Annotated in this window: 27 protein-coding genes; 14 read left to right on the top strand and 13 right to left on the bottom strand. The window is 43.0% G+C overall.

Annotated features, from left to right (window positions below; all coding sequences use genetic code 11):
• Positions 1–150: 150 nt before the first annotated feature.
• Both ABWY16_RS02935 and ABWY16_RS02930 read right to left on the bottom strand, forming a co-directional pair.
• Complete coding sequence (locus ABWY16_RS02935; RefSeq protein WP_353903156.1) at positions 151–570, bottom strand: c-type cytochrome; 420 nt, start codon at positions 568–570, stop codon at positions 151–153.
• Positions 571–1,128 (bottom strand): SCO family protein, encoded by a 558-nt coding sequence (locus tag ABWY16_RS02930; protein ID WP_353903155.1) that lies wholly within the window; start codon positions 1,126–1,128, stop codon positions 571–573.
• 195 nt (positions 1,129–1,323) lie between these two features.
• Here ABWY16_RS02930 and ABWY16_RS02925 point away from each other — a divergent pair, with 195 nt between their 5' ends.
• The 7 genes from ABWY16_RS02925 to ABWY16_RS02895 all read left to right on the top strand — a co-directional run bounded on the left by ABWY16_RS02925 (position 1,324) and on the right by ABWY16_RS02895 (position 7,919).
• Positions 1,324–2,325, top strand: a complete 1,002-nt coding sequence (locus ABWY16_RS02925; RefSeq protein WP_353903154.1) for a beta-ketoacyl-ACP synthase III — start codon at positions 1,324–1,326, stop codon at positions 2,323–2,325.
• Positions 2,326–2,332: 7 nt separating this feature from the next.
• Positions 2,333–2,710, top strand: a complete 378-nt coding sequence (locus ABWY16_RS02920) for a hypothetical protein (RefSeq protein ID WP_353903153.1) — start codon at positions 2,333–2,335, stop codon at positions 2,708–2,710.
• 116 nt (positions 2,711–2,826) lie between these two features.
• Complete coding sequence (locus ABWY16_RS02915) at positions 2,827–3,261, top strand: hypothetical protein (RefSeq protein ID WP_353903152.1); 435 nt, start codon at positions 2,827–2,829, stop codon at positions 3,259–3,261.
• A gap of 2 nt (positions 3,262–3,263) precedes the next feature.
• Positions 3,264–4,844 carry a hypothetical protein gene (locus ABWY16_RS02910; protein ID WP_353903151.1) on the top strand — a complete coding sequence of 527 codons (1,581 nt, stop codon included), beginning with the start codon at positions 3,264–3,266 and terminating at the stop codon, positions 4,842–4,844.
• 132 nt (positions 4,845–4,976) lie between these two features.
• Positions 4,977–5,162 carry a hypothetical protein gene (locus ABWY16_RS02905; RefSeq protein WP_353903150.1) on the top strand — a complete coding sequence of 62 codons (186 nt, stop codon included), beginning with the start codon at positions 4,977–4,979 and terminating at the stop codon, positions 5,160–5,162.
• 56 nt (positions 5,163–5,218) lie between these two features.
• On the top strand, positions 5,219–6,943 hold the full coding sequence (poxB, locus tag ABWY16_RS02900) for a ubiquinone-dependent pyruvate dehydrogenase (RefSeq protein ID WP_353903149.1): 1,725 nt from the start codon (positions 5,219–5,221) through the stop codon (positions 6,941–6,943).
• Positions 6,944–6,947: 4 nt separating this feature from the next.
• Positions 6,948–7,919 (top strand): 2-hydroxyacid dehydrogenase, encoded by a 972-nt coding sequence (locus tag ABWY16_RS02895; protein WP_353903148.1) that lies wholly within the window; start codon positions 6,948–6,950, stop codon positions 7,917–7,919.
• A 36-nt stretch (positions 7,920–7,955) separates the two neighbouring features.
• Here the strand turns inward: ABWY16_RS02895 and ABWY16_RS02890 are convergent, their stop codons facing one another.
• Together ABWY16_RS02890 and ABWY16_RS02885 are read right to left on the bottom strand one after the other, a co-directional pair.
• Positions 7,956–8,252, bottom strand: a complete 297-nt coding sequence (locus tag ABWY16_RS02890; RefSeq protein ID WP_353903147.1) for a chaperone modulator CbpM — start codon at positions 8,250–8,252, stop codon at positions 7,956–7,958.
• A gap of 24 nt (positions 8,253–8,276) precedes the next feature.
• On the bottom strand, positions 8,277–9,185 hold the full coding sequence (locus tag ABWY16_RS02885; protein WP_353903146.1) for a DnaJ C-terminal domain-containing protein: 909 nt from the start codon (positions 9,183–9,185) through the stop codon (positions 8,277–8,279).
• Between the two features lie 346 nt (positions 9,186–9,531).
• Here ABWY16_RS02885 and ABWY16_RS02880 point away from each other — a divergent pair, with 346 nt between their 5' ends.
• Positions 9,532–10,545 (top strand): LacI family DNA-binding transcriptional regulator, encoded by a 1,014-nt coding sequence (locus ABWY16_RS02880; RefSeq protein WP_353903145.1) that lies wholly within the window; start codon positions 9,532–9,534, stop codon positions 10,543–10,545.
• A 114-nt stretch (positions 10,546–10,659) separates the two neighbouring features.
• On the opposite strand, the gene ABWY16_RS02875 is transcribed toward ABWY16_RS02880, so the two are convergent.
• Positions 10,660–12,393, bottom strand: coding sequence for a phospho-sugar mutase (locus ABWY16_RS02875; protein WP_353903144.1), 1,734 nt, complete (start codon positions 12,391–12,393; stop codon positions 10,660–10,662).
• 248 nt (positions 12,394–12,641) lie between these two features.
• Between ABWY16_RS02875 and ABWY16_RS02870 the strand changes: the two genes are divergently transcribed.
• The gene (locus ABWY16_RS02870; RefSeq protein ID WP_353903143.1) at positions 12,642–13,955 is read left to right on the top strand and encodes an aspartate kinase; all 1,314 of its coding nucleotides are present in this window, start codon (positions 12,642–12,644) and stop codon (positions 13,953–13,955) included.
• Here ABWY16_RS02870 and ABWY16_RS02865 read toward each other — a convergent pair whose 3' ends face one another.
• Positions 13,956–14,096, bottom strand: coding sequence for a hypothetical protein (locus ABWY16_RS02865; protein WP_353903142.1), 141 nt, complete (start codon positions 14,094–14,096; stop codon positions 13,956–13,958).
• Positions 14,097–14,133: 37 nt separating this feature from the next.
• On the opposite strand from ABWY16_RS02865, the gene lysA reads away from it, so the two are divergent.
• Entirely contained in the window at positions 14,134–15,285 is a 1,152-nt protein-coding gene (gene lysA / locus ABWY16_RS02860) for a diaminopimelate decarboxylase (protein WP_353903141.1), read from the top strand.
• 28 nt (positions 15,286–15,313) lie between these two features.
• On the opposite strand, the gene ABWY16_RS02855 is transcribed toward lysA, so the two are convergent.
• Genes ABWY16_RS02855 through ABWY16_RS02845 form a run of 3 tightly spaced genes read right to left on the bottom strand, consistent with a single transcriptional unit; the run spans position 15,314 to position 17,173 of the window.
• A complete protein-coding gene (locus ABWY16_RS02855) occupies positions 15,314–15,526 on the bottom strand; it encodes a YidH family protein (RefSeq protein ID WP_265787538.1) in 213 nt (70 codons plus the stop codon).
• A 46-nt stretch (positions 15,527–15,572) separates the two neighbouring features.
• Positions 15,573–15,956: an SRPBCC domain-containing protein gene (locus tag ABWY16_RS02850; RefSeq protein WP_353903140.1), complete on the bottom strand. Its 384-nt coding sequence runs from the start codon at positions 15,954–15,956 to the stop codon at positions 15,573–15,575.
• A 26-nt stretch (positions 15,957–15,982) separates the two neighbouring features.
• Positions 15,983–17,173 carry an acyl-CoA dehydrogenase family protein gene (locus ABWY16_RS02845; protein WP_353903139.1) on the bottom strand — a complete coding sequence of 397 codons (1,191 nt, stop codon included), beginning with the start codon at positions 17,171–17,173 and terminating at the stop codon, positions 15,983–15,985.
• Between the two features lie 129 nt (positions 17,174–17,302).
• Here ABWY16_RS02845 and ABWY16_RS02840 point away from each other — a divergent pair, with 129 nt between their 5' ends.
• Positions 17,303–17,674 carry a dihydroneopterin aldolase gene (locus ABWY16_RS02840; RefSeq protein WP_353903138.1) on the top strand — a complete coding sequence of 124 codons (372 nt, stop codon included), beginning with the start codon at positions 17,303–17,305 and terminating at the stop codon, positions 17,672–17,674.
• Positions 17,675–17,719: 45 nt separating this feature from the next.
• Positions 17,720–19,126 carry an FAD-binding oxidoreductase gene (locus ABWY16_RS02835; RefSeq protein WP_353903137.1) on the top strand — a complete coding sequence of 469 codons (1,407 nt, stop codon included), beginning with the start codon at positions 17,720–17,722 and terminating at the stop codon, positions 19,124–19,126.
• Positions 19,127–19,182: 56 nt separating this feature from the next.
• On the opposite strand, the gene ABWY16_RS02830 is transcribed toward ABWY16_RS02835, so the two are convergent.
• Positions 19,183–19,617: an Hsp20/alpha crystallin family protein gene (locus ABWY16_RS02830; RefSeq protein ID WP_353903136.1), complete on the bottom strand. Its 435-nt coding sequence runs from the start codon at positions 19,615–19,617 to the stop codon at positions 19,183–19,185.
• A gap of 79 nt (positions 19,618–19,696) precedes the next feature.
• On the opposite strand from ABWY16_RS02830, the gene ABWY16_RS02825 reads away from it, so the two are divergent.
• Together ABWY16_RS02825 and ABWY16_RS02820 are read left to right on the top strand one after the other, a co-directional pair.
• A complete protein-coding gene (locus ABWY16_RS02825) occupies positions 19,697–20,179 on the top strand; it encodes an acyl-CoA thioesterase (protein ID WP_353903135.1) in 483 nt (160 codons plus the stop codon).
• Positions 20,180–20,270: 91 nt separating this feature from the next.
• Positions 20,271–21,389 carry an alginate lyase family protein gene (locus ABWY16_RS02820; protein WP_353903134.1) on the top strand — a complete coding sequence of 373 codons (1,119 nt, stop codon included), beginning with the start codon at positions 20,271–20,273 and terminating at the stop codon, positions 21,387–21,389.
• Positions 21,390–21,444: 55 nt separating this feature from the next.
• Here ABWY16_RS02820 and ABWY16_RS02815 read toward each other — a convergent pair whose 3' ends face one another.
• From ABWY16_RS02815 to ABWY16_RS02805, 3 genes are all read right to left on the bottom strand, one after another.
• On the bottom strand, positions 21,445–22,836 hold the full coding sequence (locus tag ABWY16_RS02815) for an arginine decarboxylase (RefSeq protein WP_142527089.1): 1,392 nt from the start codon (positions 22,834–22,836) through the stop codon (positions 21,445–21,447).
• An 87-nt stretch (positions 22,837–22,923) separates the two neighbouring features.
• The gene (gene ctlX, locus ABWY16_RS02810) at positions 22,924–23,835 is read right to left on the bottom strand and encodes a citrulline utilization hydrolase CtlX (RefSeq protein ID WP_353903133.1); all 912 of its coding nucleotides are present in this window, start codon (positions 23,833–23,835) and stop codon (positions 22,924–22,926) included.
• Between the two features lie 16 nt (positions 23,836–23,851).
• Positions 23,852–25,294 (bottom strand): arginine deiminase family protein, encoded by a 1,443-nt coding sequence (locus ABWY16_RS02805; protein WP_353903132.1) that lies wholly within the window; start codon positions 25,292–25,294, stop codon positions 23,852–23,854.
• Positions 25,295–25,340 lie beyond the last annotated feature (46 nt).

Raw genomic sequence — 25,340 nt, 5'->3', positions numbered from 1 at the left:
TGTTGCCCGGACTTTCCTCTTTAAGATGCAAAAGCATTACTTCCAGCGATAGAACGGCTTGCATTTTGCGCAAAGATAGGAATCCTGCCCAAGATTAAGACTAACATTTAAAAATGAATGAATATGTGTTTTTATAAAGGGTAACCGCGTTTATTTGCAGGCTTTCAGGTCTGCCGCAACCTGTTCCGGATTGTACATTCCCTGTTTATGTCCAAAGCCATTGGTAATGTACACGATAAGCTGTGCGATATCGATATTGGCCAGATTAAAATCGGGCATTTTACCTTCATAGACTTTACCATGAATACTTAGCGGCGCTGACAAACCATTTTTGATGATGCAAGCCAGCTGTGTCCTGTTCTGTTTCATAAACAGGCTGTCTGTAAGCGGCGGGGTCAGTTCACCGAGGCCTTCGCCTTTTTCGCCATGGCAATTCTGGCAATGCCTGATATACAGGTCTCTGCCATTGACATAATACGCATCACGCTCTACAGACTCTGCAGTCTGGCAGGAATAAAAGATGCTGGTCAGGGCAAGGGAAAAAACAGCGTACAGGATTAATTTTCTCACTTAATTCTTTTCTTCAGCAAGTAATAAAGGAATATCTTTCTCCAGCTGGGCTACCTGCTCAGGGTTGGTGCCATCGTAGGCGCCCCGTATCCTTCTGTCTTTATCAATTAAAACCAGATAGCCCTGGTGTACGTAACCTTGTTTATCATTGTCATCCTGTTCTACAGATACGAGATAACTTTTTGTGGCAAGTGAATATACCGTATCCTTAACACCATATGCAAATTGCCACTTTGGCCCGTCTACGCCCAGCTTCTGTGCATACTTCTTCAGCACCGAAGGGGTATCATATTTAAAATCTATCGTGTGTGAAAGAAACATCACATCAGGATTATCCTTATAATTTTCAAATATTTTCTTCATGTTCCTGTGCATGATGGGGCAGATGCTTGTACAGGAGGTGAAAAAGAAGTCGGCAACATATACTTTACCCTTGAAATTATTATTTGTGATATAAACACTGTCCTGATTGAGCAACTTAAAAGCAGGTATCGTTTGATAAACCGTATCTACACTTGTTGATCCGTCATTATTTTTTACAGTTTTAGTATCTCTCATGCCGTAAATAGGGAGTTTTCTGTCCCCTTTGCAAGAATATAAAAACAGGATTACCGCCAGAACAAATGTGTAACGAAACGTCAAATGGTATTTCATATAAATAGATTGTTAAGACAAAGGTACATTACTATGAAAATAAAGTGTAACGTAGCTGTAAATATTTATTAGTTTTGCCCCAAGAATTTGTAACACTTAATGAGAAAGAGATATAATGCTGCCATAACAGCTTTAGGGGGATATGTACCGGACACGATTTTAACTAACCACGACCTTGAAAAGATGGTGGATACGAATAATGACTGGATTATTTCGAGAACTGGTATAGAAGAAAGACGGATCCTGAATGACGATTCGCAGGCGACGTCCGATTTAGCTGCTATGGCGGTTAAAAGGCTGCTCGAAGACAGCAACATCAGCCCTGATGAAATTGAATGTGTTATTGTGGCAACAGCAACGCCTGATTACATTATGGTTTCTACCGCAAGTATTGTCTGTGAGAAAGCAGGATTGAAAAATGCCTGGGGAGTAGATTCCAATGCAGCATGCAGTGGCTTTTTGTATGCACTTACGCTCGGTGCCAGCCTTGTAGAAAGTAACCGCTATAAAAATGTAATTGTTATAGGTGCCGATGCAAATAGTTCAATTGTCAACTATGAAGACAGAAATACCTGTATTCTTTTTGGTGATGGCGCCGGGGCAGTGTTACTGGAACAGACAGAAGAAGAGGAAGGACTTGTAGATAATGTTTTCAGAACTGATGGTGTAGGCAAAGAACACCTCATAGTTACTGCTGGTGGCTCATTGCATCCCTCATCTGTAGAAACTCTCGATCAGAAACTAAACTATATTTCTCAGAACGGCAGGATTGTTTTCAAGGCCGCCATTGAAGGAATGACCCAGACCTGTAATGAGGTAATGGAGAGGAACAATATGACAGCAAAGGATGTTGACTGGCTGATCCCTCATCAGGCCAACCTGAGGATTATCAAGGCAGTGGGCGAAAAATTAGGCCTGCAGGAAAGCCAGGTAAAGGTAAATATCCAGCGTTACGGCAATACTACTGCTGCTACAATTCCGTTATGTATGTGGGAGTTCAAAAATGACTTCAAGGAGAACGACAATATGCTGCTTACAGCTTTTGGCGCAGGTTTCTCCTGGGGTGCCACCTATTTAAAATGGGGTAAATTAAGAAAGTAAAAAGCTGATGCTCACACGTGCCATTGCCATCCTACTTCTGTTCAGTTCGGTTTCAGTAAACCTGTCGGGAATATTTGTTTTCGCAGGTTTTGAAATGAACCAGAGTTATATCGCAAAGGTGTTATGTATCAACAAAAATAAGCCTGAACTGCACTGTAATGGTAAATGTTACCTGATGAATAAACTCAAACAGGCGCAGGACAAAGAGCAGAAACAGGAACATCAGTTCCAAAAAATACAGTTACAAATGCAGGAAGCGCTTGCTGTCCTGCCCTTTAACTTCAGACAATATTCCATCGCAGCCATTAATTTCAGCATTCCCCTCAATACAGGGATGCCGGTTGCCCGCGTAAATGCTATTTTTCATCCTCCACGGTTCAGCTGATCTTCTGATTTGATTTTATGATGATACCTGCTTTTAAAGCGGGTACATGTGTCTGGCTATAACCGCCTCTCGCAATCATAATGCTATACGGCTAAAATTTAACAATACAACAAAGGATGAGACTAATCATAGCAATTTTTGCTCTGGCAACAGGAGCAGGAGCCTGCACACCTGCAGCAAATTATAAAACGGAAAGAGACGAAGTCATGAAGTTTCATGATGTGGTTATGGAAGACCATGGTAAACTAGTGGACAACCAGATGAAGCTGGATACCCTATTGAAATCACTGCCTGCACTGAAAACAAAATACCCCTCGCTGGATACAACCAGCGAGAAAGAGGTCATGAAAGAGACGCTGGAAAGACTGAATACGGCAGAACACAAGATGAACGACTGGATGCATAAGTTTGAGCCGGATGTTACAGGGAAATCTGATGCAGAGGCTGTAGCTTATTTCAAAGGGGAGAGGATTAAAATAGGCACGATAGACAGCATTTACAAAGCTGAGATCAGGTTGTCCGGGGATTACATTTCGCAATTCAGGAAATAACCATGGGAGAAAACATATCGGTACTTAAGCGCCAGATCAAGCGCAATATGTACAAATGGCACCGCATACTCGGCATCATGACCGTGATTCCTGTGATTTTCTGGACCTGCTCCGGACTGAGCCATCCGGTTATTGCCCACTGGTTTAAAGTACCGCTGGCACATGAATACATCATGCCTGAGGTGATCAACCGAGCACAGGTTACACTGTCCGTCCAGCAGGTGCTGAGCAAAAACGGTATCAATCTGTTTACAGGTTTCAGACTTGTACAGTTTGGCGGACAAACCTATTACCAGGTGAAAAACAGGAAGAATGAGATTTCCTATTTTTCCGCTGCGGACGGTAACAAGCTGCCGGATGGTGAACGGATTTACGCAGCTTATCTAGGCAGGTATTTCCTGGGTGACAGTACATCCAGAATAACCAGTATAACGCAGATAACCAGTTTTAACGGAGAGTATCAGTACGTGAACCGTCTGCTGCCGGTCTGGAAGTTAAGCTTCGGCAGAAAGGATAAAATGGATGTTTACGTTGAAACTGCTCAAAGCCGGCTGGCCAACTACAATGACAGCAACCGCAAGGTATTTCTCTGGCTATTCAGCAATTTCCACAGTTATGCCTTCATAGAAAAGATCAGCAACAATACCACCAGGTATATCATTATTCTTTTGTTTGCATCCATCGTGATATTTTCTACACTAAGCGGATTGCTGGTCTACGGCATTTTATGGAAGAAGTTCAAAAAACCTGTTGCCGGTCAGAAAATAGGTTTTCTGCGCAGGAACCACCGCAGCATCGGTATTGCAGTATCGCTGGTTACCTTAAGCTTTATCGGCTCCGGTGCTTACCATGCTACGCGCAAATTCACTCCAGATGACAGGATCAATTATGTTTTTGAACCTGAGATCAATAACAGCCAGCTCGCCTTTTCTTCCAATGATCTGCCATTGAAATGGGCTGAGGTTAGCAGTATCTCAGTAGCACGTTTCAATAACAGAACCTATTACCTGGTACGGAAACTTAAAAAAGAAGATGACAGCTGGAAAAAACAGCAGGTAGCGAAAGCAGAAACTTTCGAAGAGAAAAACAGAAAGAATACCCCTGATCTGGATTATTACGATGCCGCCACGGGTATGCTTTTGCCTGATGGTATCATGGAACACAGTTACAGCCTGGTAAAACACTTTGTAGCCCAGGGGGCAGCAGATGGCGAAGCAGCCTGCTGCGAAATGATGGCCAATGCAGCTGCAGATCAGTCGGCACCACTCATCATTTCTTCTTCAGATTACCTTACTAAATTTGACAGCGATTACGGATTTATCAACAAACGCCTGCCGGTGGTAAAACTCGCATTGAGCACACCAACACATCTTACCTATTATGTTGAACCGGCTACTGGAAGACTGGCTGCCAAAGTTCAGGACAGCGACAGGCGCGAAGGCTTAAGTTTTGCAGTTTTTCATAAATACCTGCTGGTAGATTTTGCCGGTAAGAACTTCAGGGATTTCCTTACGGCCTTTGCGGCAATGGGTGTTCTGGTAGTCAGCGTGCTGGGCTTAATCTTATTCATTAAAACGAATTAGTTGTGGGATGGAGCCGGAAAGTCCGGAATGCGTCATAAAGTGGGCAAAGCAAAATTACTGACAAAAAAAGCAGCATCCTGGAAAACAAATTACATACCTTACTGTTCTTAAATTAAATTAACAGGTTAGATCATGAAAATATTCAAAATCTTTTTACCCTTTCAGCAGATGCTGGTAGCAGTGACAGAATTATTCAATACAAAAACCAATTTATCCCACAATCTTGTGCCTGTAAGGGTGAAAGAAGCCGACCGGTTCGCAATGATGAAAGCGCGCGAGTCTGAGCGCAGATACAATCAAGGAAACAATATACTTTAAGCATACATGAAAGCTGCCCCTCAAAAAGGCAGCTTTCATTTTTATACGCACAATTTATGGCAAAAACAGTAGCGGCAAGTTTGGTAGAAATATTGGAGCAGGCCGGAGTAAAACACGTACACGGAGTTGTAGGAGACTCACTCAATGGGATTGTAGATGAGATCCGCAATTCGAAAACAATAAAATGGATTCATTACCGTCATGAAGAGGCAGCAGCCTTCGCCGCGGGGGCCGAAGCCCAGTTAACAGGACGACTTGCCGTATGTGCAGGAAGCTGCGGCCCCGGAAACATGCACCTCATCAACGGACTCTACGATGCACACCGCAGTAACGCGCCTGTACTTGCCATTGCAGCACATATTCCCAGTGAACAGATCGGGACCTCCTATTTTCAGGAAACACGCCCAGAATCGCTCTTCCGTGAATGCAGTTACTACTGCGAAACCATCGCTTCAGCCAGACAGATGCCCCGTGTGTTGCAGATTGCAATGCAGCATGCTATAGGACAGAATGGTGTAGCTGTCATCAGCTTATCAGGTGATGTGGCTATGGAAAAAATGGAAGATGAGAATCTTGAACATGCAATTTTCCTGAACAGACCGGCAGTCCGCCCTTCTGATGAAGAACTGCAGAAGCTCGCCCAGCTGATCAACCAGGCAAAAAAAGTAACCCTTTTATGCGGCGCGGGCTGTGCCGGAGCCCATGATATGCTGCTTGCTTTGGGCGACAAGATTAAATCACCTATGGTACATGCCCTTCGTGGTAAAGAACATGTACAACATGATAATCCTTACGATGTTGGCATGACTGGTCTCATCGGTATTTCCTCAGGCTACCACGCTGTAGAGGAGAGCGATCTGCTACTGATGCTGGGAACGGATTTTCCTTATAAGGAATGGTTTCCTTCAAAATCAAAGATCGTACAGCTGGATATACGCCCGGAACGTCTTGGCAGAAGATGCAGACTTGATTTGGGACTTACCGGAGATGTTAGGGAAACTGTTAAGGCGGTACTTCCCTTTTTGGAACAGGTAACTGATAGTTCGTTCCTTGAAAAATGCCAGGAGCGGTACCAGGATAACCGGAAAAACTTACTGGAACATGCCAAACCTGTTGCAGGTGTAGCGATCCACCCTGAATATCTAACGCATGTACTGAGCGAACAGGCTGCTGCCGATGCAATTTTCACAACCGATGTAGGTACGCCTACAGTATGGGCAGCGCGTTATGTAGATATGAAAACAGGAAGAAGGTTGATCGGTTCATTCAACCACGGATCTATGGCCAGTGCTATGCCACAAGCCATAGGCGCACAGTTCGCTTATCCTGACCGACAGGTAATTGCACTTTGTGGTGATGGTGGATTTGCGATGTTAATGGGTGATATCCTGACAATATTCCAATACGATCTTCCTGTCAAACTGATTGTGTACAATAACAGCTCACTGGGATTTGTAGCAATGGAAATGAAAGTAGGAGGGATGCCACCATTTGGTACCGATCTTAAAAATCCGGATTTTGCAAAAATGGCTGAAGCCATAGGCATTAAAGGGGTCAGGGTTGAAGAATCTGAGAACGTAGAAGCTGCTATTGCTGCTGCGCTGGCACATCCCGGACCAGTACTTGTGGATGTGGTTGTAAATCAGGCAGAACTGTCAATGCCGCCGAAAATAGAATTCGAGCAGGCAAAGGGATTCAGTCTGTATATGTTGCGTCAAACACTGCTTGGTGATGGAAAAGAAGTTTGGGACACACTCAGTTCAAATTTTTTAGGTAAATAGCAGTATGAATGTATTTATCACAAGAGTAATTCCGCAAGCAGGTTTAGAGCTATTGAACGCTGCCGGTTTTACGGTTAAACAATGGACTGAAAAAAGAAAACTGACTACTGAAGAACTGATTGCCGAATGCAAATGGGCGGATGCGCTGCTGAGTGCCGGACAACAGCTGGGAACTGAATTCCTGGAAGCAAGTGCCCATCTCAAAGTGATTGCACTCAATTCAGTAGGATATGATAATGTAGATATAGATACCGCTACCCGTCTAAAAATTCCTGTTGGAAATACACCCGGCGTACTGAGTGGCGCCACGGCTGATACTGCATTTTTGCTGATGATGGCTGCTGCCAGAAATGCTTTTTATATGCATAAAACCATCATCAATAGTGAGTGGGACTTCTTTGAGCCTACTGCAAACCTTGGTAAAGAACTTACCGGAGGCACACTTGGCATATTCGGACTGGGTAAAATCGGTATCGAAATGGCAAAACGCTGTGCAGGGGCCTTTGGAATGAAAATTATCTACCATAACAGGAAGCGCCACGAAGAGGCTGAGCAGGAACTGGGAGCAGCATACGTTACTTTCGAAGAACTGCTTCAGCAGAGCGATGTGATTTCTGTACATACTGCACTAACACCAGAAACTGAAGGTAAATTCAATGCTGAGGTTTTTAAACAGATGAAAAGTTCAGCGATTTTTGTAAATACCGCCAGGGGAAAGATCCATAATGAGGAAGACCTGATCAGCGCTTTGAAAAATAAAGTTATCTGGGGTGCAGGACTTGATGTGACTAATCCTGAGCCGATGCTCGCTGGCAATCCCCTGCTCAGTATGCCGAACGTTGCGGTATTGCCACACATTGGCTCTGCAACGGAAAGCACAAGGGACGCGATGGCTAAGTTAGCTGCGGAAAATATCATTGCCGGACTGAAGGGCGAAAAACTTCCATTTGCGGTTAACACGGAAATTTACGGATAGCTTATCAAAATGCGTTCTCAGGGAATATTACCGGGCTTAATGTCCGGGTTGTCTCAGCTGAGCCTGGTTCTTGAGGGATTCGATCTCATGCTGCAGACTTTTGATCTTTTGCAGGAGGCCCATGATGGCTTCGATCCCCTCGATATTAATTTGCAGCTCATAGTGGAAATGGATAAAACGTTCCATTTCCACTAACTGCTTATAGTGTATGTATTTGTTGTTTTCAATTACAGTCAGCACAATTAAGCCCGAATCCTCAAGGGCACCAATAAATGATGGCTCAACTGCGTACTTTACACAGTAATCTTCTATTGTAATTAATTCTGTTTCCATAGCAATATGAATAAAGAAACCTGCTTATTTTGAAATTTCGCGCAATTCGTTAAAAAGGGCGGTCTGTCTTTCTGTTAAGCCGGTTGGTATTTTAACAACATAAGTTACAAAAAGGTTCCCGGATTGTCCTTCTTTTTTATAAACAGGAAAACCCTTGCTTTTGAGTCTGATTTTCGTGCCATTCTGAGTTCCGGGAGCTACCTTCAGTTTCACCTTGCCATCCAGCGTATCTACTGTTACGTCACCGCCCAGCACCGCCGTATACAGATCTATCTCCTTGTCCAGATAAAGATCGTCATTCAGCCTTTTAAACTGGGTGTCATCTGCTACAGTTATGGTCAGGAACAGATCTCCGCTCGGGCCATTGTTTGCACCAGCACCACCTTGTCCGGCAAGTTTAATCACCTGCCCGTTTGCAATACCTGCCGGGATGGTAATCCTCAGGTTTTTGCCGTTTACAGTGATTGTAGGTTTGTGTGTAGTTGCTGCTTCCCTGAAGGAGATCTTCAGTTCAGCCTGCAAGTCCTGGCCCTTAAACCTCGCGCTGTTCCTGCTTGATCTTCCGCCGCCACCGAACATCGATTCAAAGAAGTCAGAAAAATCTCCTCCTCCAAAACCACCGGATCCGCCTCCGCCGCCAAAGCCTCCGCGGCCGCCTCCGCCAAAGGGATTGCCACCGCCCTGGTTAGCCTGGCCAAACTGATCGGCATGTTTCCAGTTCTCACCGTAATCGTCAAATTTCTTCCGCTTTTCGGGATCGTTCAATACCTCATTTGCTTCATTGATCTGCTGAAACATTTTATTGGCCTCTTTATCATCCGGATTTAAATCAGGATGGTATTTACGTGCAAGTTTTCTGTATGCTTTTTTGATATCGTCCTGTGATGCTTTTTTATCAACGCCCAGGACCTTATAGTAATCAATGTATGCCATAATATTTTGATATTACTACAAATTTACGTTTTCTAACGCTAATAATAATGGCATATGGCAGATAGCACGCTGTGTATTATTATGGTTACAGAAATATCTTTATAGTTTCTATTACCTGTTTTTTATTAAATTGCTAATAGACGTTATTATCTGCATTAATTACTACCTATGGTTACACGAACTACTCAGCTTCTCTCAATCCAGTTTTTTCTAAGAACATTGTCCTCAAATATCTAATTAGCGTAAGCTGTAACTGCCGGTCCTAAAATAAAATACATAAGACAGTTGAGACTGTTTTTGAATTAAATTTTATTTTTCTAGCTTGGCGATCTAATCAAAAAACCAAATGAAGCCCCTTTCAATAAAGGATATTGCCAAGAAGGCGAATGTATCCATTACCACAGTTTCTTTCATATTGAATGGCAAAGCAGAGAAAATGCGCATTAGCCAGGATATGATTACAAAGGTGGAAACCATCATCAAAGAGTTAGGCTTCAGGCCAAACCAGGTGGCAAGAAGTCTCCGCACGGGAAATACAAAAACCATTGGCTTAATCGTTGAAGATATTTCCAATCCCTTTTTTGCTTCTATTGCCAGAATGATAGAAGACAAAGCATATAAACACGGTTATAAAATCATATATTCCAGTACTGAAAATAATATTGACAAGGCAAAAGGCCTCATCAGGATGTTTAAAGCCAGACAGGTAGACGGGTATATCATTGCTCCTATGCTGGGTATGGAAGACGATATCCGCGGACTGCTCAAAGACCGCACGCCGGTAGTTGTGTTTGACCGTCATTTACCCGGCCTTGAAGTAAGCACCGTACTTGTGAATAATGTGGAAGGTACTTCCATGGCTACCGAATCATTGATTAAACAAGGCAAAAAGAATATTGCCTTCGTAACTGTAGATGTGGAAGCCGATGAAATCAAAGACCGCTATACAGGATATGTAAAAGCATTGAAAGCCCATAAAATCAAGGTTGACGATAAAATCTGCAAACTTATTCCTTTTGCCAATACTGCTGAAGAAACCACTGCTGAGCTGCTGACTTTCTTTACAGAAAATCCACAGGTAGATGCGGTACTTTTCGCGACTAACTATCTGGCAGTAAGAGGGCTTTTCGCCTTTAAGGAAATGAACAAGCAGATCAGTGAGGACTTTAAGGTAATTGCTTACGATGACCATGATATCTTTAAGCTGCATTCACCTTCTATCAGTGCGGTGTATCAGCCTATTGAAGATATTGCTGATCAGGTGATTTCACTGATCCTGAAAGGGCTCTCTACTATTGATACTTTTGAAGAGCCTGAACTTAGACAAGTTGTGCTTTCTTCTACACTGATAGAAAGATAACTGAATATCAGTTTTTTCCCTGCTTTAAATAAAAAAAAACACCTTTTATATCCTGTTAAGGATGCAAAAGGTGTTTTTTTATGCAGGATAAAATAATCGCCGGGGTAGAGCAGACTAAGCCTGCAGATCTTCCATCAAAGTTTTAATCTTTTGTCCCAATGCAGCATCAGCTTCTTTGAACTGCGCTTTATCAGCCAATGGCCCGTTTACACTGCAATAGAATTTAATCTTAGGTTCGGTACCTGACGGACGTGCAGAAATGATACTTCCATCTTCGGTAATGAATTGCAGTACATCAGATTTAGGGAAATCCAGATTGGTCTTTTCGCCAGTACCAAGATCAGTTTCAACACCCAGTTCGTAATCCTTCAGCAGGCTCACTTTAGATCCGCCCAAAGTTACAGGTGGGTTGTTTCTGAATTTCTCCATCATGGCTTTGATCTCTTCAGCACCTGTTTTTCCTTTTTTAGTAAGGGATACCAGTTCTTCTTTATACAAGCCATATTCTACATACATGTCCAGCAATGCATCATATAAGCTGCTGCCTTTGTCTTTGTAGAATGCAGTCATTTCAGCGATGAAAGCGCAGGAGATGATCGCATCTTTATCCCTTACCAGTTCACCGATCAGGTATCCGTAACTTTCTTCACCACCACCAATAAAAGTTTTCTTGCCTTGCAGGCTGGTGATCAGCTGACCGATAAATTTAAAGCCTGTCAGCGTATTATAATACGTAACATTTTTGGCTTTCGCGATTTGCTCGATCAGGTTAGAGGTAACGATTGTTTTCACAATATACTGGTCGCCATCAAGCTTGCCTTTTTCTTCCCAGGCTGTCAGCAGGTAATTGATGAGTAAACTTCCGGTCTGGTTACCATTCAGTAATACAAACTCGCCGTCGTTGTTTTTCACTGCAATACCAACCCTGTCAGCATCCGGATCCGTTGCCAGTACCAGGTCGGCATCAATTTCCTGTGCCAGTTTCATGGCCAGTGTCAATGCTTCTTTTTCTTCAGGGTTAGGATAAACAACTGTTGGGAAGTTGCCATCCGGTGTGCTTTGTTCTTTTACCAAAGTCAGGTTAGTAAATCCAAACTGCTCCAGTGCTTTAGGTACAAGCGTAATTCCAGTTCCGTGGATAGGAGAGTAAACTATTTTAAGGTCTTTCTGACGTGCGATTGCTTCCGGAGACACTGAAAGTTCAGTAATCTTATCCAGGTAAAGCTGATCTATTTCTTCGCCTATCAGTTCAACATTGCTGTCTACGCGGTCGAAATTCACTTCATCAATACTTTTAATATTGGCTACTTCTTCCATTACAAGTACATCGTCCGGAGAAGTGAACTGGCCACCATCTGCACCATATGCCTTGTAGCCATTGTATTCTTTAGGATTGTGTGAAGCCGTTAACATCACACCGCTGCGGCATCCCAGTTCCCTGATGGCAAATGACAGTTCAGGAGTTGGGCGTAAAGCAGAGAAAAAGTAAACATGGATCCCGTTTGCTGAGAACACATCTGCCGTGATTTTAGCAAAGTAATCTGAGTTGTTTCTGCTGTCGTGTGCAATAGCAACTTTCACCTGTTCGCCCGGATACTTTTTCAGCAGGTAATTGCTGAGTCCCTGGGTTGCAGTACCGATAGTATATTTGTTGATGCGGTTTGAGCCTGCACCCATAATACCGCGCAGACCACCGGTTCCAAATTCAAGACTTCTATAGAAAGAGTCTGTCAGCTCTGTGGCTGCTTCTGTATCTACTAATTTTTGGATTTCGTTTTTTGTGTCCTGGTCGTAATTGCCGTTAAGCCATTCATTAATGGTGTTTTGTGTAGCTGCTTCTAGTTGCATGTTTTCAATTAATTAGTAGATATATTGGTTGCTTAACAAAAAATAGGGGGCATCTGTTTGGCCTGTCCTGAAATTCGTTTTTTGAATCCAAATTTTATTTTGTTTATATCGTGTTTATTTGGCGCGTTTTGTTAATTTCACGCCCCAGTACAATTATATACCAAAAAAACTGAATTAAAAATACCTGTATCAAATTAAATAATACAGGAATGTAATTTTCAGTTAGAAAATTAAATTTAAATAAGAAAATGAAGATTTTAAAGTTTGGCGGAACTTCTGTCGGAAGCCCTGAGCGCATGACGAAGTTGCTGGATATCATTAATCCGGCGGAAGAGCAGATTGTAGTTTTATCAGCGGTGTCTGGTACAACGAATAGTTTAGTGGAAATTTCAGGCAAACTTTTAAAGGAAGATAAACAGGAGGCGTTAACCTTGATTAACGCATTGAGAGCAAAATATAATGACTTTGTGGCTGAATTGCTTCCGGCGGAAGAATTTCGTGCACAGGGACAAGAGGTTGTGGATTACCATTTTCAGTTTTTAGCGGCACTTGCCAATGATATGTTTACTCCTGTAGAGGAGAAAGTTGTACTGGCAGAAGGGGAACTGCTTTCTACTACTTTATACCATATCTATCTGAAATCTATCGGGGTGCCATCAGTATTGCTGCCAGCCCTGGATTTTATGAAGATCGATGAGGACAATGAACCTGATATTCCTTTTGCAACGGCAAATCTCAAGCCGCTGCTGGACAAACATGCAGGCAACAAACTGTTCATCACCCAGGGTTTCATCTGCAGAAACAGTTTTGGTGAGGTTGATAACCTTCGCCGTGGCGGAAGTGATTATACTGCATCATTAATAGGTGCAGCGATTTTAGCTGAAGAAGTACAGATCTGGACGGATATCGACGGCATGCACAACAATGATCCCCGGATTGTAAAAGGTACAAAGCCAATTTCTCACCTGTCATTTGATGAGGCCGCAGAGCTTGCTTATTTCGGAGCCAAAATCCTTCATCCGCAATCGGTATTCCCGGCAGCAAAATATAAAATTCCGGTTCGCTTGTTGAACACGATGGAACCCTCTGCCGCAGGAACCCTAATTTCTACAGAGAGTGAAAAAGGAAAGATCAAGTCTATTGCTGCCAAGGACGGCATTACAGCGATCAAGATCCAGTCGAGCCGCATGTTACTGGCCTACGGTTTCCTGCGTCGTATTTTCGAGATCTTTGAGCGTTATAAAACGCCGATCGATATGATCACTACCTCTGAAGTGGCTGTTTCATTAACGATTGATTTTACAGACAACCTGGATCAGATCATGGAGGAACTGCGTGACTTCGGTTCTGTAGAGATTGACAGGGATCAGTCGATCGTTTGTGTGGTTGGTGATTTTGGATCGGAAAAACATGGCTTTGCATCCAGGGTACTGGATTCAATCAAGCACATTCCGGTCAGGATGATCTCTTACGGGGGCAGCAGCTACAATATATCACTGCTGATCAATACAGATGACAAAACTGAAGCATTAAGAAGCCTGCATAACCGTATTTTTGAATAATTACCTCTTTTTGAGGTAAACAAGGATAGCTATAACGATAAACATCAGTGCGATAGAAAGTCTTACTCTTCTGTCGTACTCCTTACGGCTGATTTTCTGACGCTGTAAATCGAAATAGTTGCCCATGTAAATTAATACCATTCCAACAAGACAAAATACTATAAGATATTTAAACATTATGTTTTCTAACAAAGATATAACGCAATTTGCAGAATTAGAAACGCCTTTCTACTATTATGATCTGGCTTTGTTACAACAAACGCTTGATTCATGTGCTGAGGCGGCTAAGACCTATGGTTTTCATGTGCATTATGCGATGAAAGCAAATTTTAATGACAGACTGCTGGAAAAGATCAAAGCGACTGGCTTTGGTGCAGACTGTGTGAGTGGCAACGAAGTTAAGAAGGCGATTGAACGTGGTTTTGACCGTAACCAGATTGTATTTGCAGGAGTAGGAAAATCTGACAGGGAGATCAATGAAGCCCTTGATGCAGATATTTTCTGCTTTAATGTAGAGTCTGTTCAGGAACTTGAAGTGATCAGTGAACTGGCAGGCAGGAAAAATAAGGTAGCTAAAGTGGCTATCCGTATCAATCCGAATGTGGATGCGTATACACACCATAATATTACTACCGGTCTGGATGAGAATAAATTCGGCGTTAATTCCTGGGATCTTCCTGCCTGTGCAGAAGCTTTAAATAAATCTTCCTTCCTCGAGTTTGTGGGTATCCATTTTCATATCGGGTCACAGATCACCAACCTGGATGTATATAAAAGCCTTTGCGTAAAGGTGAATGAGTTTGCTACATGGTTTGAGGACCGTGGTTTCGTGGTTCGCATCCTCAATGTGGGCGGTGGTTTAGGTATTGATTATCATAACCCGGAGCAGCAGATTCCTGATTTCAGCGCTTACTTTAAGATCTTTAATGATTTCCTGGAGAAAAGGGCAAATCAGGAAGTGCATTTTGAACTGGGCAGGGCCTTGGTGGGTCAGTGTTCATCACTCATCAGCAAGGTGCTGTATGTGAAAAATGGCAAGAAAAAGAATTTTATAATTCTGGATGCTGGTATGACTGAACTGATGCGTCCGGCATTGTACCAGGCTTATCACCAGATTGAGAATATATCAAAACAGTCAGCTGCTACCGCTGTGAAGTACGATGTGGTAGGACCGATCTGTGAGAGCACGGATTGTTTCGGTAAGGAAGTTTTATTACAGGAAACAGAGCGTGGCGATCTGGTTGCGATCAGAAGTACCGGTGCATATGGAGAAGTGATGAGCTCGCATTATAACCTCAGGGAAAATGTTAGAGTGACTTTTGGAGCATAAAAAAAAGAGGCCCATCAGCCTCTTTTTTTTAACTTTTCTTTCCAGTGACGAATATCACTACTCCTGCGAGCAAAACTATGCCTCCGGCGTATGGTGGCCAGTTCACTGATTTTTCTTTATCAGCAGATACCTGAATGGGGCCTGCATCAATAATTTTTTCTTTTTTGGTATAGGTAAAGCCGGTCCATATCAACAGGATGGCACCCAATACGATTAAAACTAATCCAATACTTTTGTTCATGGTTTGTTTGGTTAAGCGCTCTGAGGTTAATTCCTCTTTGATGAGTTTATTCTTCCTCGAAGAAATCGCCTAAACCACCAAGGTAATGTTCTGTAATTCCTGAGGTGAAATCATCATAGTCCTCGTCAGGGATATTGGTCTGGACGAATTCCAGTGAAGTACCTTTTTTATCAGGGTGCAGTTTAATCGTTACGATCGATGGTTCATTCTCTTCTCCGAAGTACCATTGTTGTACAATTCTTTTGCCAAAGTCAAATTCTATGTTTTTTCCCACGATATCCCCGTCCCAGAAAGAGAATTCAGTGCCTGGCTCTTCTGTAAATTCCACATCGGCACCGGTCCATAGCTGGATGCTTTGGGCTTTGGTCATTGCCAGATAAACTTCTTCGGGAGGGGCAGGGAGTGAGTAGTATTTTTTAAAGGTTTTCATTTTAATTTTTTTGTAAAGGTAATTGTTTATTTGAACGCGTTTAAGCCAGTTACATCCATTCCCGTTATCAGCAGATGGATGTCGTGTGTTCCTTCGTAGGTCACTACAGATTCCAGGTTCATCATATGGCGCATGATAGAATATTCACCTGTAATACCCATTCCACCAAGCATCTGCCTTGCATTTCTGGCTACATCCAGTGCTACTTCCACACTGTTTCTTTTTGCCATGGAGATCTGCTCGGCGGTAGCCCGGTTCTCAGTTTTCAGTACACCCAGGCGCCACACCAGCAACTGTGCCTTGGTAATTTCAGTAATCATTTCAGCGAGTTTCTTTTGCTGCAGCTGAAAACCTCCAATCGGTTTACCAAACTGAATGCGTTCTTTCGCATATCTCAATGCTGTATCATAACAGTCCATTGCAGCGCCCAGAGCTCCCCAGGCAATGCCATAACGCGCCTGGTTCAGGCATCCCAGGGGGCCTTTCAAGCCAGAAATTTCGGGGAATATATTTTCTTTTGGTATTCTAACGTTATCAAAAACCAGTTCACCTGTTGCAGAAGCGCGCAGGCTCCATTTGTTGTGGGTTTCAGGTGTAGTAAATCCTTGCATTCCACGTTCTGCTACCAGTCCCCTGATTTTACCTGCTTCATCTTTAGCCCACACAACAGCGATATCAGCGAAAGGGGCATTGGAGATCCACATTTTTGCACCATTCAGCAAATAATGGTCACCGTTGTCTTTGATGTTTGTAGTCATTCCGCCAGGATTAGAACCATGGTCGGGCTCAGTCAGTCCAAAGCAGCCCATCATTTCTCCGGCAGCAAGTTTCGGCAGGTATTTGCGGCGCTGTTCTTCAGAACCATAGGTGTAAATCGGATACATCACCAGCGATCCCTGTACTGAGGCTGTAGAGCGTATACCAGAGTCACCCCGTTCCAGTTCCTGCATTAGTATTCCATAGGCTATATAATCCAGTCCGGCACCCCCGTATTCTACTGGGATGGTAGGGCCAAATGCACCAATTTCAGCAAGTCCTTTGATTAAGTGTTGGGGGAATTCCGCCTTTTGCGCATAATCTTCAATTACAGGACTCAGTTCCTTCTTTACCCAATCGCGCGCCGAAGATCTGATCAGTTTATGCTCTTCAGATAATAAATCGTCAATCAGGTAATAATCAGGTGCCTCGTAAAGGTCTTTCTTTCCGGATTTGCTCATGGTATCTGTATATTTGGCGGAGCAGGATATATTTTAGCATTACTCTGCGTTGATTCAAAGGTAATAATTTCACAGAAGGGCTGGTGAAAACCAATCAAAAATTTAATTTTGCTGCACAGACCAAATCCTATGTTTATACAAACCGTTGCATTAAATGATGTTAAGTGTTTTGCCTTTCACGGGTATTACCCCGAGGAGCAGCTTACCGGCACAGAATTCCTGGTCAGTGTAGCTGTTACTTTTGTTCCTGCCGGCGGTGATACCGAAGATCTGGGCCGTACGGTAAACTATGAAGTGCTGAACACCATTATCCGCGAAGAGATGGGCAACACTAAAAAAATGCTCGAATCTGTGGTTAAGCTGATTCTTAACAGGGTGATATCTGCTTATCCTTTTGTACAAACAGCTGTGGCAGGCATTAAGAAGATGCATCCGCCAATGCCCGGTGAGATCAATCATTCCTTTGTTCAATTGTCTTATACCTCAGAAAAAAAATATTAGCAGATTTCGGAGAACTATAGCCTCAACCGGCAAAATCAAGCACATATGTCAACTACCTCTTATACTAAAATAACACCTGAGATCCTGGAGCTGCTTGCTGCTGCTGTCGGAGCCGAAAATGTATTTACTGATCAGCATATCCTGACCGACTATAGTCACGATGAAACTGAGGATCTCCGTTACTATCCTGAAGCAGTGGTAAAGCCGGCAGATACTGACGCAGTTTCCGCTTTGCTGAAGCTCTGTAATGAGAAACATGTACCAGTTACCCCGAGAGGGGGAGGCACAGGCTTAAGCGGTGCTGCATTGCCTGTTTTTGGTGGTGTATTGTTATCGATGGAACGTTTCAAATCGATCCTGTCAATTGATACTGAGAATTTACAGGCCACTGTGGAGCCGGGAGTAATTACAGAAGAATTTATCAACGCTGTGGGTGAAAAAGGGCTTTTGTATCCGGTAGATCCATCCAGCAAAGGATCCTGTTTTATTGGCGGAAATGTAGCTCACGGCTCTGGCGGGCCGAGGGTGGTAAAGTATGGTACCATCAGGGAGTACATCTTAAATCTTGAAGTTGTCCTGCCAACGGGCGAGGTGATCTGGACGGGGGCAAATACTTTAAAATACGCTTCCGGATATAACCTTACACAGCTGATGATCGGTTCAGAAGGCACACTGGGTGTGGTTACTAAAATCGTGACTAAACTGATACCTAAATCTGAATTCAGTGTCCTGATGCTGGGTTCTTTTCCTGAAAATGAAGCCGCCTGCGCAGCTGTTTCTGCGATATTCAGGGCTGGGATCATTCCTTCTGCCCTGGAATTTATGGAACGTAAAGGTGTGGAATGGGTGGTGCATTTCAACGATATCAAATTTGATCTGAAAGATGGCATCAATGCTTTTCTGATGATTGAGTTTGATGGCAATGATATGGATACCATTTTTAAGGATTGCGAGAAGGTGAATACAGTGCTCGAAGAGTTTGGATGTACGGATGTGCTTTTTGCAGATACTGCCCAGCAGAAAGAAGAGTTGTGGAAGATGCGCAGAACAATGGCCGAATCGGTGAAATCCAACTCCGTTTACAAGGAGGAAGATACCGTAGTGCCGCGTGCTGCTTTACCAAAGCTCATCAATGGTATTAAAGAGATTGGTTCACGTTATGGTTTTGAAAGCGTTTGTTACGGGCATGCTGGCGACGGAAACCTGCATATCAACATTATCAAAGCGGGTATGAGCGATGACGACTGGAAAAATAAACTGAAGGACGGAATTGCTGAACTTTTCCGGTTAACCGCTGATCTTGGCGGCACAATTTCCGGCGAACATGGTATCGGCCTGGTGCAAAAGGAATTTATGCCGATTAAATACAGTGAGATCCATCTGAATTTAATGAGAAGTATCAAACTGGTTTTTGATCCAAACAGTATTTTGAATCCCGGGAAGATATTTTAAAAAAAGAAGGGCAAACCTTGCGGAATGCCCTTCGAACCTTAAAAAAATACAACCAATTATGAAACTTTAATTTCTTTGCTTTCAGGCTGAACATCTACCTTTTTACCAAGGGTGATTGTTAAGATTCCGTTTAAGTATTCAGCTGCAATTTTCTCAGCATCTACACTTTCAGGAAGAACGAACGACCTTGCAAATGATAAATAATCAAATTCTTTTCTGCTGTAGTTTTTCTTTGGAGCTGCATCATCAGCTTTTTTCTCAGCCCATACTGATAGGTTGTCTTTTTTCAGATTAATTTGGAAATCAGCTTTTTCCAGGCCTGGTGCTGCCAGTTCAATCGCGTACTCACTTTCAGATTCGACGATATTTACTCCCGGAACTTTGTTGATGGAATAGTTTTTATTTAGCGCGTCACTGAACAAAGAATCAAATACATTGTTAAAGTAAGGTGCTGTGTTTCTGGTGCGGTTGTTAAATTTTACTAGTGTCATGGTTATATTCTCCTTTAGTTTTTAATTTTTAAATTATTTTATAACCAGTATTCAACTCCTATACCAACCCAAATATTCTATGATTTTTAAGACATTATGGCGTTCTAAACCAAAATCAACCGACAAAAAGTCAGTTGAGCCTGCAAATTTCGACAGTTTTAAGTATAAAACCTCCATTGAAACCCGCTTTGCAGATTTTGATATGATGGGCCATGTGAATAATGCGGTATACTTTACCTATATGGAAATCGCCAGAACAAAGTATTGGAAACAGGCAATCTCATGGGACTGGGAAAAGACGGGAGTGGTGATTGCCCAGGCATCACTTGATTACATCCTTCCTGTGTTTTTGAAAGACAGGATCACTATGTACGTACGTACTTCAAGGATTGGTACCACCAGCTTTGATCTGGAATATACATTGGTGAAGGAAGTAAATGGTAAGGAAGAAATCTGTACCAAAGGTAAAACAGTATGTGTAGCGTTTGACTATGCGGCCAAAGCCCCGGCGCCCATACCAGCAGCCGAGAAGAGCAAAATGCTTACTTTCGAACAGCTATAAGCACTTAGCACTATAGGTTGTTTCGCTGATTTCTTCGTAGTTTTGTTGATGATTTTGCAAAAATCATAACCAGATATCCAAACCTGAAGAAATGAAGAAAAATAAATTTTCCTGCCTTAGCGTTGTTTGTATACTGATGGCTTTATATTCCGGCGGAACAGCTCAAGCTCAAGTTGAAAGAGTTGTAACCTTTATTCATCCGGCGGTGCTAAATACTGCGGCCTCCTTAGATTTTATCAGGACTGAGGCTGGCAATAGTGCCTCCAGTCGCTTTGCCGACTATAACAATACAGTACTGGCTTATATCAACAGCAATCCTTTGCCCGGCAGCTTCCCCGCGGTGGTGCATGCACAGGCAAATTTTAATACGCCAACTGAAGCACGGTTGAAGGGAGATGCAATCCTGGCTTATGCAATCGCATTGCGCTGGGCCCGAACCGGAGATGCTAAATATGCTGTGCAGGCAAGGAATATACTTGACGGCTGGGCCAGCCATTTCCAAAGCTTCGATGTAATTAATCAGCCTAACGGCTCGCCTACAGAGTTCCGGCAGACTTATCTCGAAGCGGCATGGGCAGCACCGGGTTTTGTAGCTGCTGCAGAAATTATCCGTTACTACACTATTAAAGGTCAGGGGGCGGGATGGCCTTCGGCGCAGCAATCGCAGTTTGAAAGCTTCCTCAATAACCTGATGAATAATTACATCAATCATATTCCAGAAGTGGGCTTCAACAACAACTGGGATGTATCTGCCGGTTATGCAAAAATGGCCATCGGCGTTTATTTAAACAGCCAGACCGTATACCAGAACGGTGTGGATATCATCAAGGCTGTTCTTCCGCTGGTCATCACCGCAGATGGAACTGTAGTTGAGCTTTGCAGCAGGGGAGACTGTCACCATTTTCAATATAGCCTTACAGGCCTTTCCTACGCAGCAGAGATTGCCCGTATTCAGGGAGATAACTCTATTTACACTGCCAATTCAAACCGGCTCAGCGCAGGGTATGATTACATGAGAAGGGCTTACAATAACCAGATCACCTGCAAAATCTGTTCGGGTGCGGCTATTTATCCCGGTGTGGAAGTAGCTAACAGATATTACCATACCACTAACACGCAAAGCTTGAGGAATACTGCGCCACCATATGGTATTCCGGATATCTGTTTCCTGGGCTTTACAACTTATACGCATTACAATGTGCCGTATTAAAAAAGGGAGCTCGTTATCAAACGGACTCCCTCTCGGATTTATAGGTTAGGCATTTCTAGGTGTAACCCAGAATTTTAAGTACCTGTTTACTGTTCTGTTCTTCTCCGAAAACCTCAAAGTTAAATGTCTCATCGCGGTTTCTGCGAATAATTACATGTTTAGGACTTGGCAACAAGCAATGGTGAATTCCACCGTAACCGCTTAGTACTTCCTGATATGCACCTGTATTAAAGAAACCCAGATATTGCACTTTACGGGTCTTTGGCATAAACACAGAGTTCATATGCGCTTCCTGGTTGTAATAATCCTGTCCGTCACAGGTTATCCCTCCAAGGTTGACCCTTTCATATTCTGCATCCCAGTTATTGATTGGCAGCAGGATGTATTTTTGGTTCAATGCCCAAACATCCGGCAGGTTGGTGATGAATGAACCATCCAGCATCAGCCATTTTTCACGGTCGTTCTGTTGTTTACGTCCTAATACCTTGTACAGGATACCAGATGCTTCTGCAACTGTATATTTACCAAATTCCGTAATGATATCCGGTTCTACCACATCGTGCTCAGCACAGATTTCCTTGATACGTTTAACGATCTCGTTAACCATGTACTCATAGTCGAAATCGAATACCAGTGAATCTTTGAAAGGCATACCGCCACCAATATCCAAAGTATCCAGTTCTGGATTGATCTTTTTGAATTTGCAGTACAGCGTTACGTATTTCTCCAGCTCGTTCCAGTAATATGGGGAATCCGTGATACCAGAATTGATAAAGAAGTGCAGTAATTTAACCCTGAAATTTGGATTGGCAGAGATCTTATTGTTATAGAAATCGATTACATCTTCCATACGTACACCTAAACGGGAAGTATAAAATTGTGAATCAGGTTGTTCCTCGGCGGCGATCCGGATACCCAGGTTGCAGGGTGTATCCATTTCTACCTCATCATCAAAAAGGTTAAATTCCTCTTTGTTGTCCAGTACCGGAATAATATTCTTGTAACCGTCATGCAGCATATCAATGATATACTGTTTATACTGGTAGGTTTTAAAACCATTGCAGATTACGGTGATATCCTTTGTAAGGGAACCTTTTTTCTCTAGAGCCTCAATCATTGGCATGTCAAAGGCCGAAGAAGTTTCAAGGTGAATGCCATTTTTTAAAGCTTCTTCAACGATATGTTTGAAGTGGGAGCTTTTTGTGCAATAGCAATACTTGTAATCACCGCGGTAGTTATTCTTGATGATGGCTGTTTGAAACAGCAGTTTTGCCTGCTGGATCTTTTTGCTGATCATCGGAAGATAAGTGAAACGTAATGGCGTACCATAGGTTTCAATCATTTCCATAAGGTTGAGGTCTTGAAAATACAATTCGTCATCTATAACGCTGTAGCCTTCCTGCGGAAAGCCAACACTTAGATCAAGAAATTCGGAGTAACTCTGCATTTATGGTAAAATATTTTTTGCAAAAATGTAATTTTAAATTGAGAAACAGCTTTAATAAATCAAAATACTGTCACGTACAGGTAGTATTTATTTTTTTTCAAGGTGGATCTCTGCCAGCATGCACCTGGCGCTTCCCCCGCCATTTTTTTCGATGGTGTAGAGAGGCGAATGGATGATTCTGTTGTAGGTTTCCAGTTTTTGTATCTGACTGGTATTCAGTGATAAATAAGCTTGTTCGGACATCAGCAAAAGTTTTTCTCCATCAGTGTTCTGTACCTGCAGCATGTTTCCTGCAAAATGGTTCATCTGATTCAGGCTGATTTCAATAATCGCGTGTCCGTTGCTGCTCAATTGTTGTACTACCATTTCCTTTTCTGCCTGATAGGGAATAGCCTCAAGGCAGATCACTGCGAAGCGGTCGGCAATGCACATCATCACATTGGTATGGTAAACTGGGAAGCCCTCAGTATCTGTTGCATGGAAGGTCACAGCCTGATAACCTGAGCGTGAGCAGAAATCTGCCAGTACCTTTTCATCAGTTCTTACAGAAAGACATGCATATGCAATTTTGTTTACCCGGTCCAACACCATCGATCCCGTGCCTTCCAGATAAATGAGCTGATCTTCATGGAAAGATATGTCAGTTACTTTTCCGATCCTGAATTCATCATTGAGCTTAAAAATGATATCGTCACGGCGTTCCAGTCTGCGGTTTTCAGAAAACATCGGGTACAGGAAAACCTGTGCACCCTCATGAAAAGAGATCCAGTTATTGGGAAAGATGGAATCCGGTGTTGCAGGTTCAAGTGTATCATCGATTACAGTCACATCTATTTTGTTGGTCCTTAACAGGCCCACAAAACAATCGAATTCTTTCAATGCCTCAGCCTGTACGTTTCCCTCCGCAGAAGCCTGCTGAAATTTATTGTTTTCTGCCGTTTGTTCATTGAATTTGAAGTCCACCGGGCGGATCATCAATAATTGATTGGTTGTTTGCATTTTCTCTTGTATCAGGTTACAATTCATCTCTCAGCAGCGGCAGGCTCATGCAGTGGAAGCCACCTCTTGCTCTGGAAAGTTCTGCCGAAGGCATCAGTATCAGCGTATCGGCAATATCGTCTGCAGTAGTTTGACCGCTTTCCAGTTCCTGGATGAGGTCTTTCACATGAACAACATTAAAACCGTTGCTTTTAAAAGCTTCAATTGTTTTGTCATTACGGTCGTATCCCAGCACCACACCTTCCTTAATAGCCAGAAGGTTGCATGAATCTGTCCATTGCTCACGTGCATCATAAGGGAAAGTGCCATTGCCGCTGTAAATGAACTGTGTTTCTCCGGTACTGCCCAGTTCGTTCTTACTGATATCATTCAGCAAAGCTTCTATGCTATTAAATGTAACCGGTTTCTCCTGATTTTTGCTGAACTGGATAATCTCCGTTACATCTTTTGTATCTGATTCAATCAGGTAATTGATCGGCTCTGCAGGAGCACTTACCTGGTTTCCGGAGATGGATCTCAGCAGGGTCCATACATTACGCTTTACCTGTGTGAATACCGTGTCGATATGCATAAAGTCCCGTTTATTAGGGATCTTCACCACTGTCACTTTGTTTACTACATTATTATCAAACAGCAATTTAATCGCTTCATTTGCCCCATAGGCAGAAGTCCTTTCGCTGCAGCCGATCAGCACGTGGTTATCACTCACCATCATTACATCGCCACCTTCCAGGGTAGTACGGTGTTCTTCTTCCTCGCCCGGGCGGAGGAAGTGTTGTGCGGCATCCGGAATTTCCAGGATATGATCGTTGTAAGCAGCAAAGAGGGGATGGTTAAAAAAGATATAACGCATCAGTAGAGTTTCCCTGCTCCGGGCTTTCTTTGCCGGTTTATTCAGCAGGATATGGCTGTTGATGGTAATCCCCACATCTCTTGTAAAGATCAGGTTGGGGATAGGGGCAAAGATCATCAGGTCATCGTCCATGCTACCGGAGATAAAGATCTTTGCCAGTTCCGCAGGATCAGTATCAATCAGTTGTAACTGCAACTTATAAGTGCATCCTTCAATAGCACATACAGATGCGGTCAGTTTTTTCTTTATCGGGGGATCTTTCAGGATATCTGAAAGCAGGTTTTGTATTTCTATCACAGCCAGGGAGCCGTGGAAGTCGGGATGATCGGGTTTAAAGAATTTCCTGTTTGCTTCTTCGCTGTCAATTTCAGCAAGTTTACCCTTGATTTTTGCAGGATCAAGAAAGTACATCAGGAGTTTCACATAGTAATCGTATTCGTCTTTGCGGATGGTATCAAGGTGTACGATATCTTCGAAAAGCCAGTCCTGCGCCTTTGAAGGAACAACTTTCCCCAAACCACTGTCCGGACTGTGGATCAGCAGCTTGCGCAGCCGGCCAATTTCCGTACTTACTTTTACTTTGAAATTTTCTTTATATTCGGTCATACTCAGTTTATGGTTGAGCAAAGCTATCCAATATTTTTTTAAAATA

The sequence above is a fragment of the Pedobacter sp. genome (assembly GCF_040513095.1).
Lineage (GTDB): Bacteria > Bacteroidota > Bacteroidia > Sphingobacteriales > Sphingobacteriaceae > Pedobacter.
The sequence above is the reverse complement of the archived record's forward strand: the minus strand, read 5'-3'. Positions and strand labels throughout refer to the sequence as shown.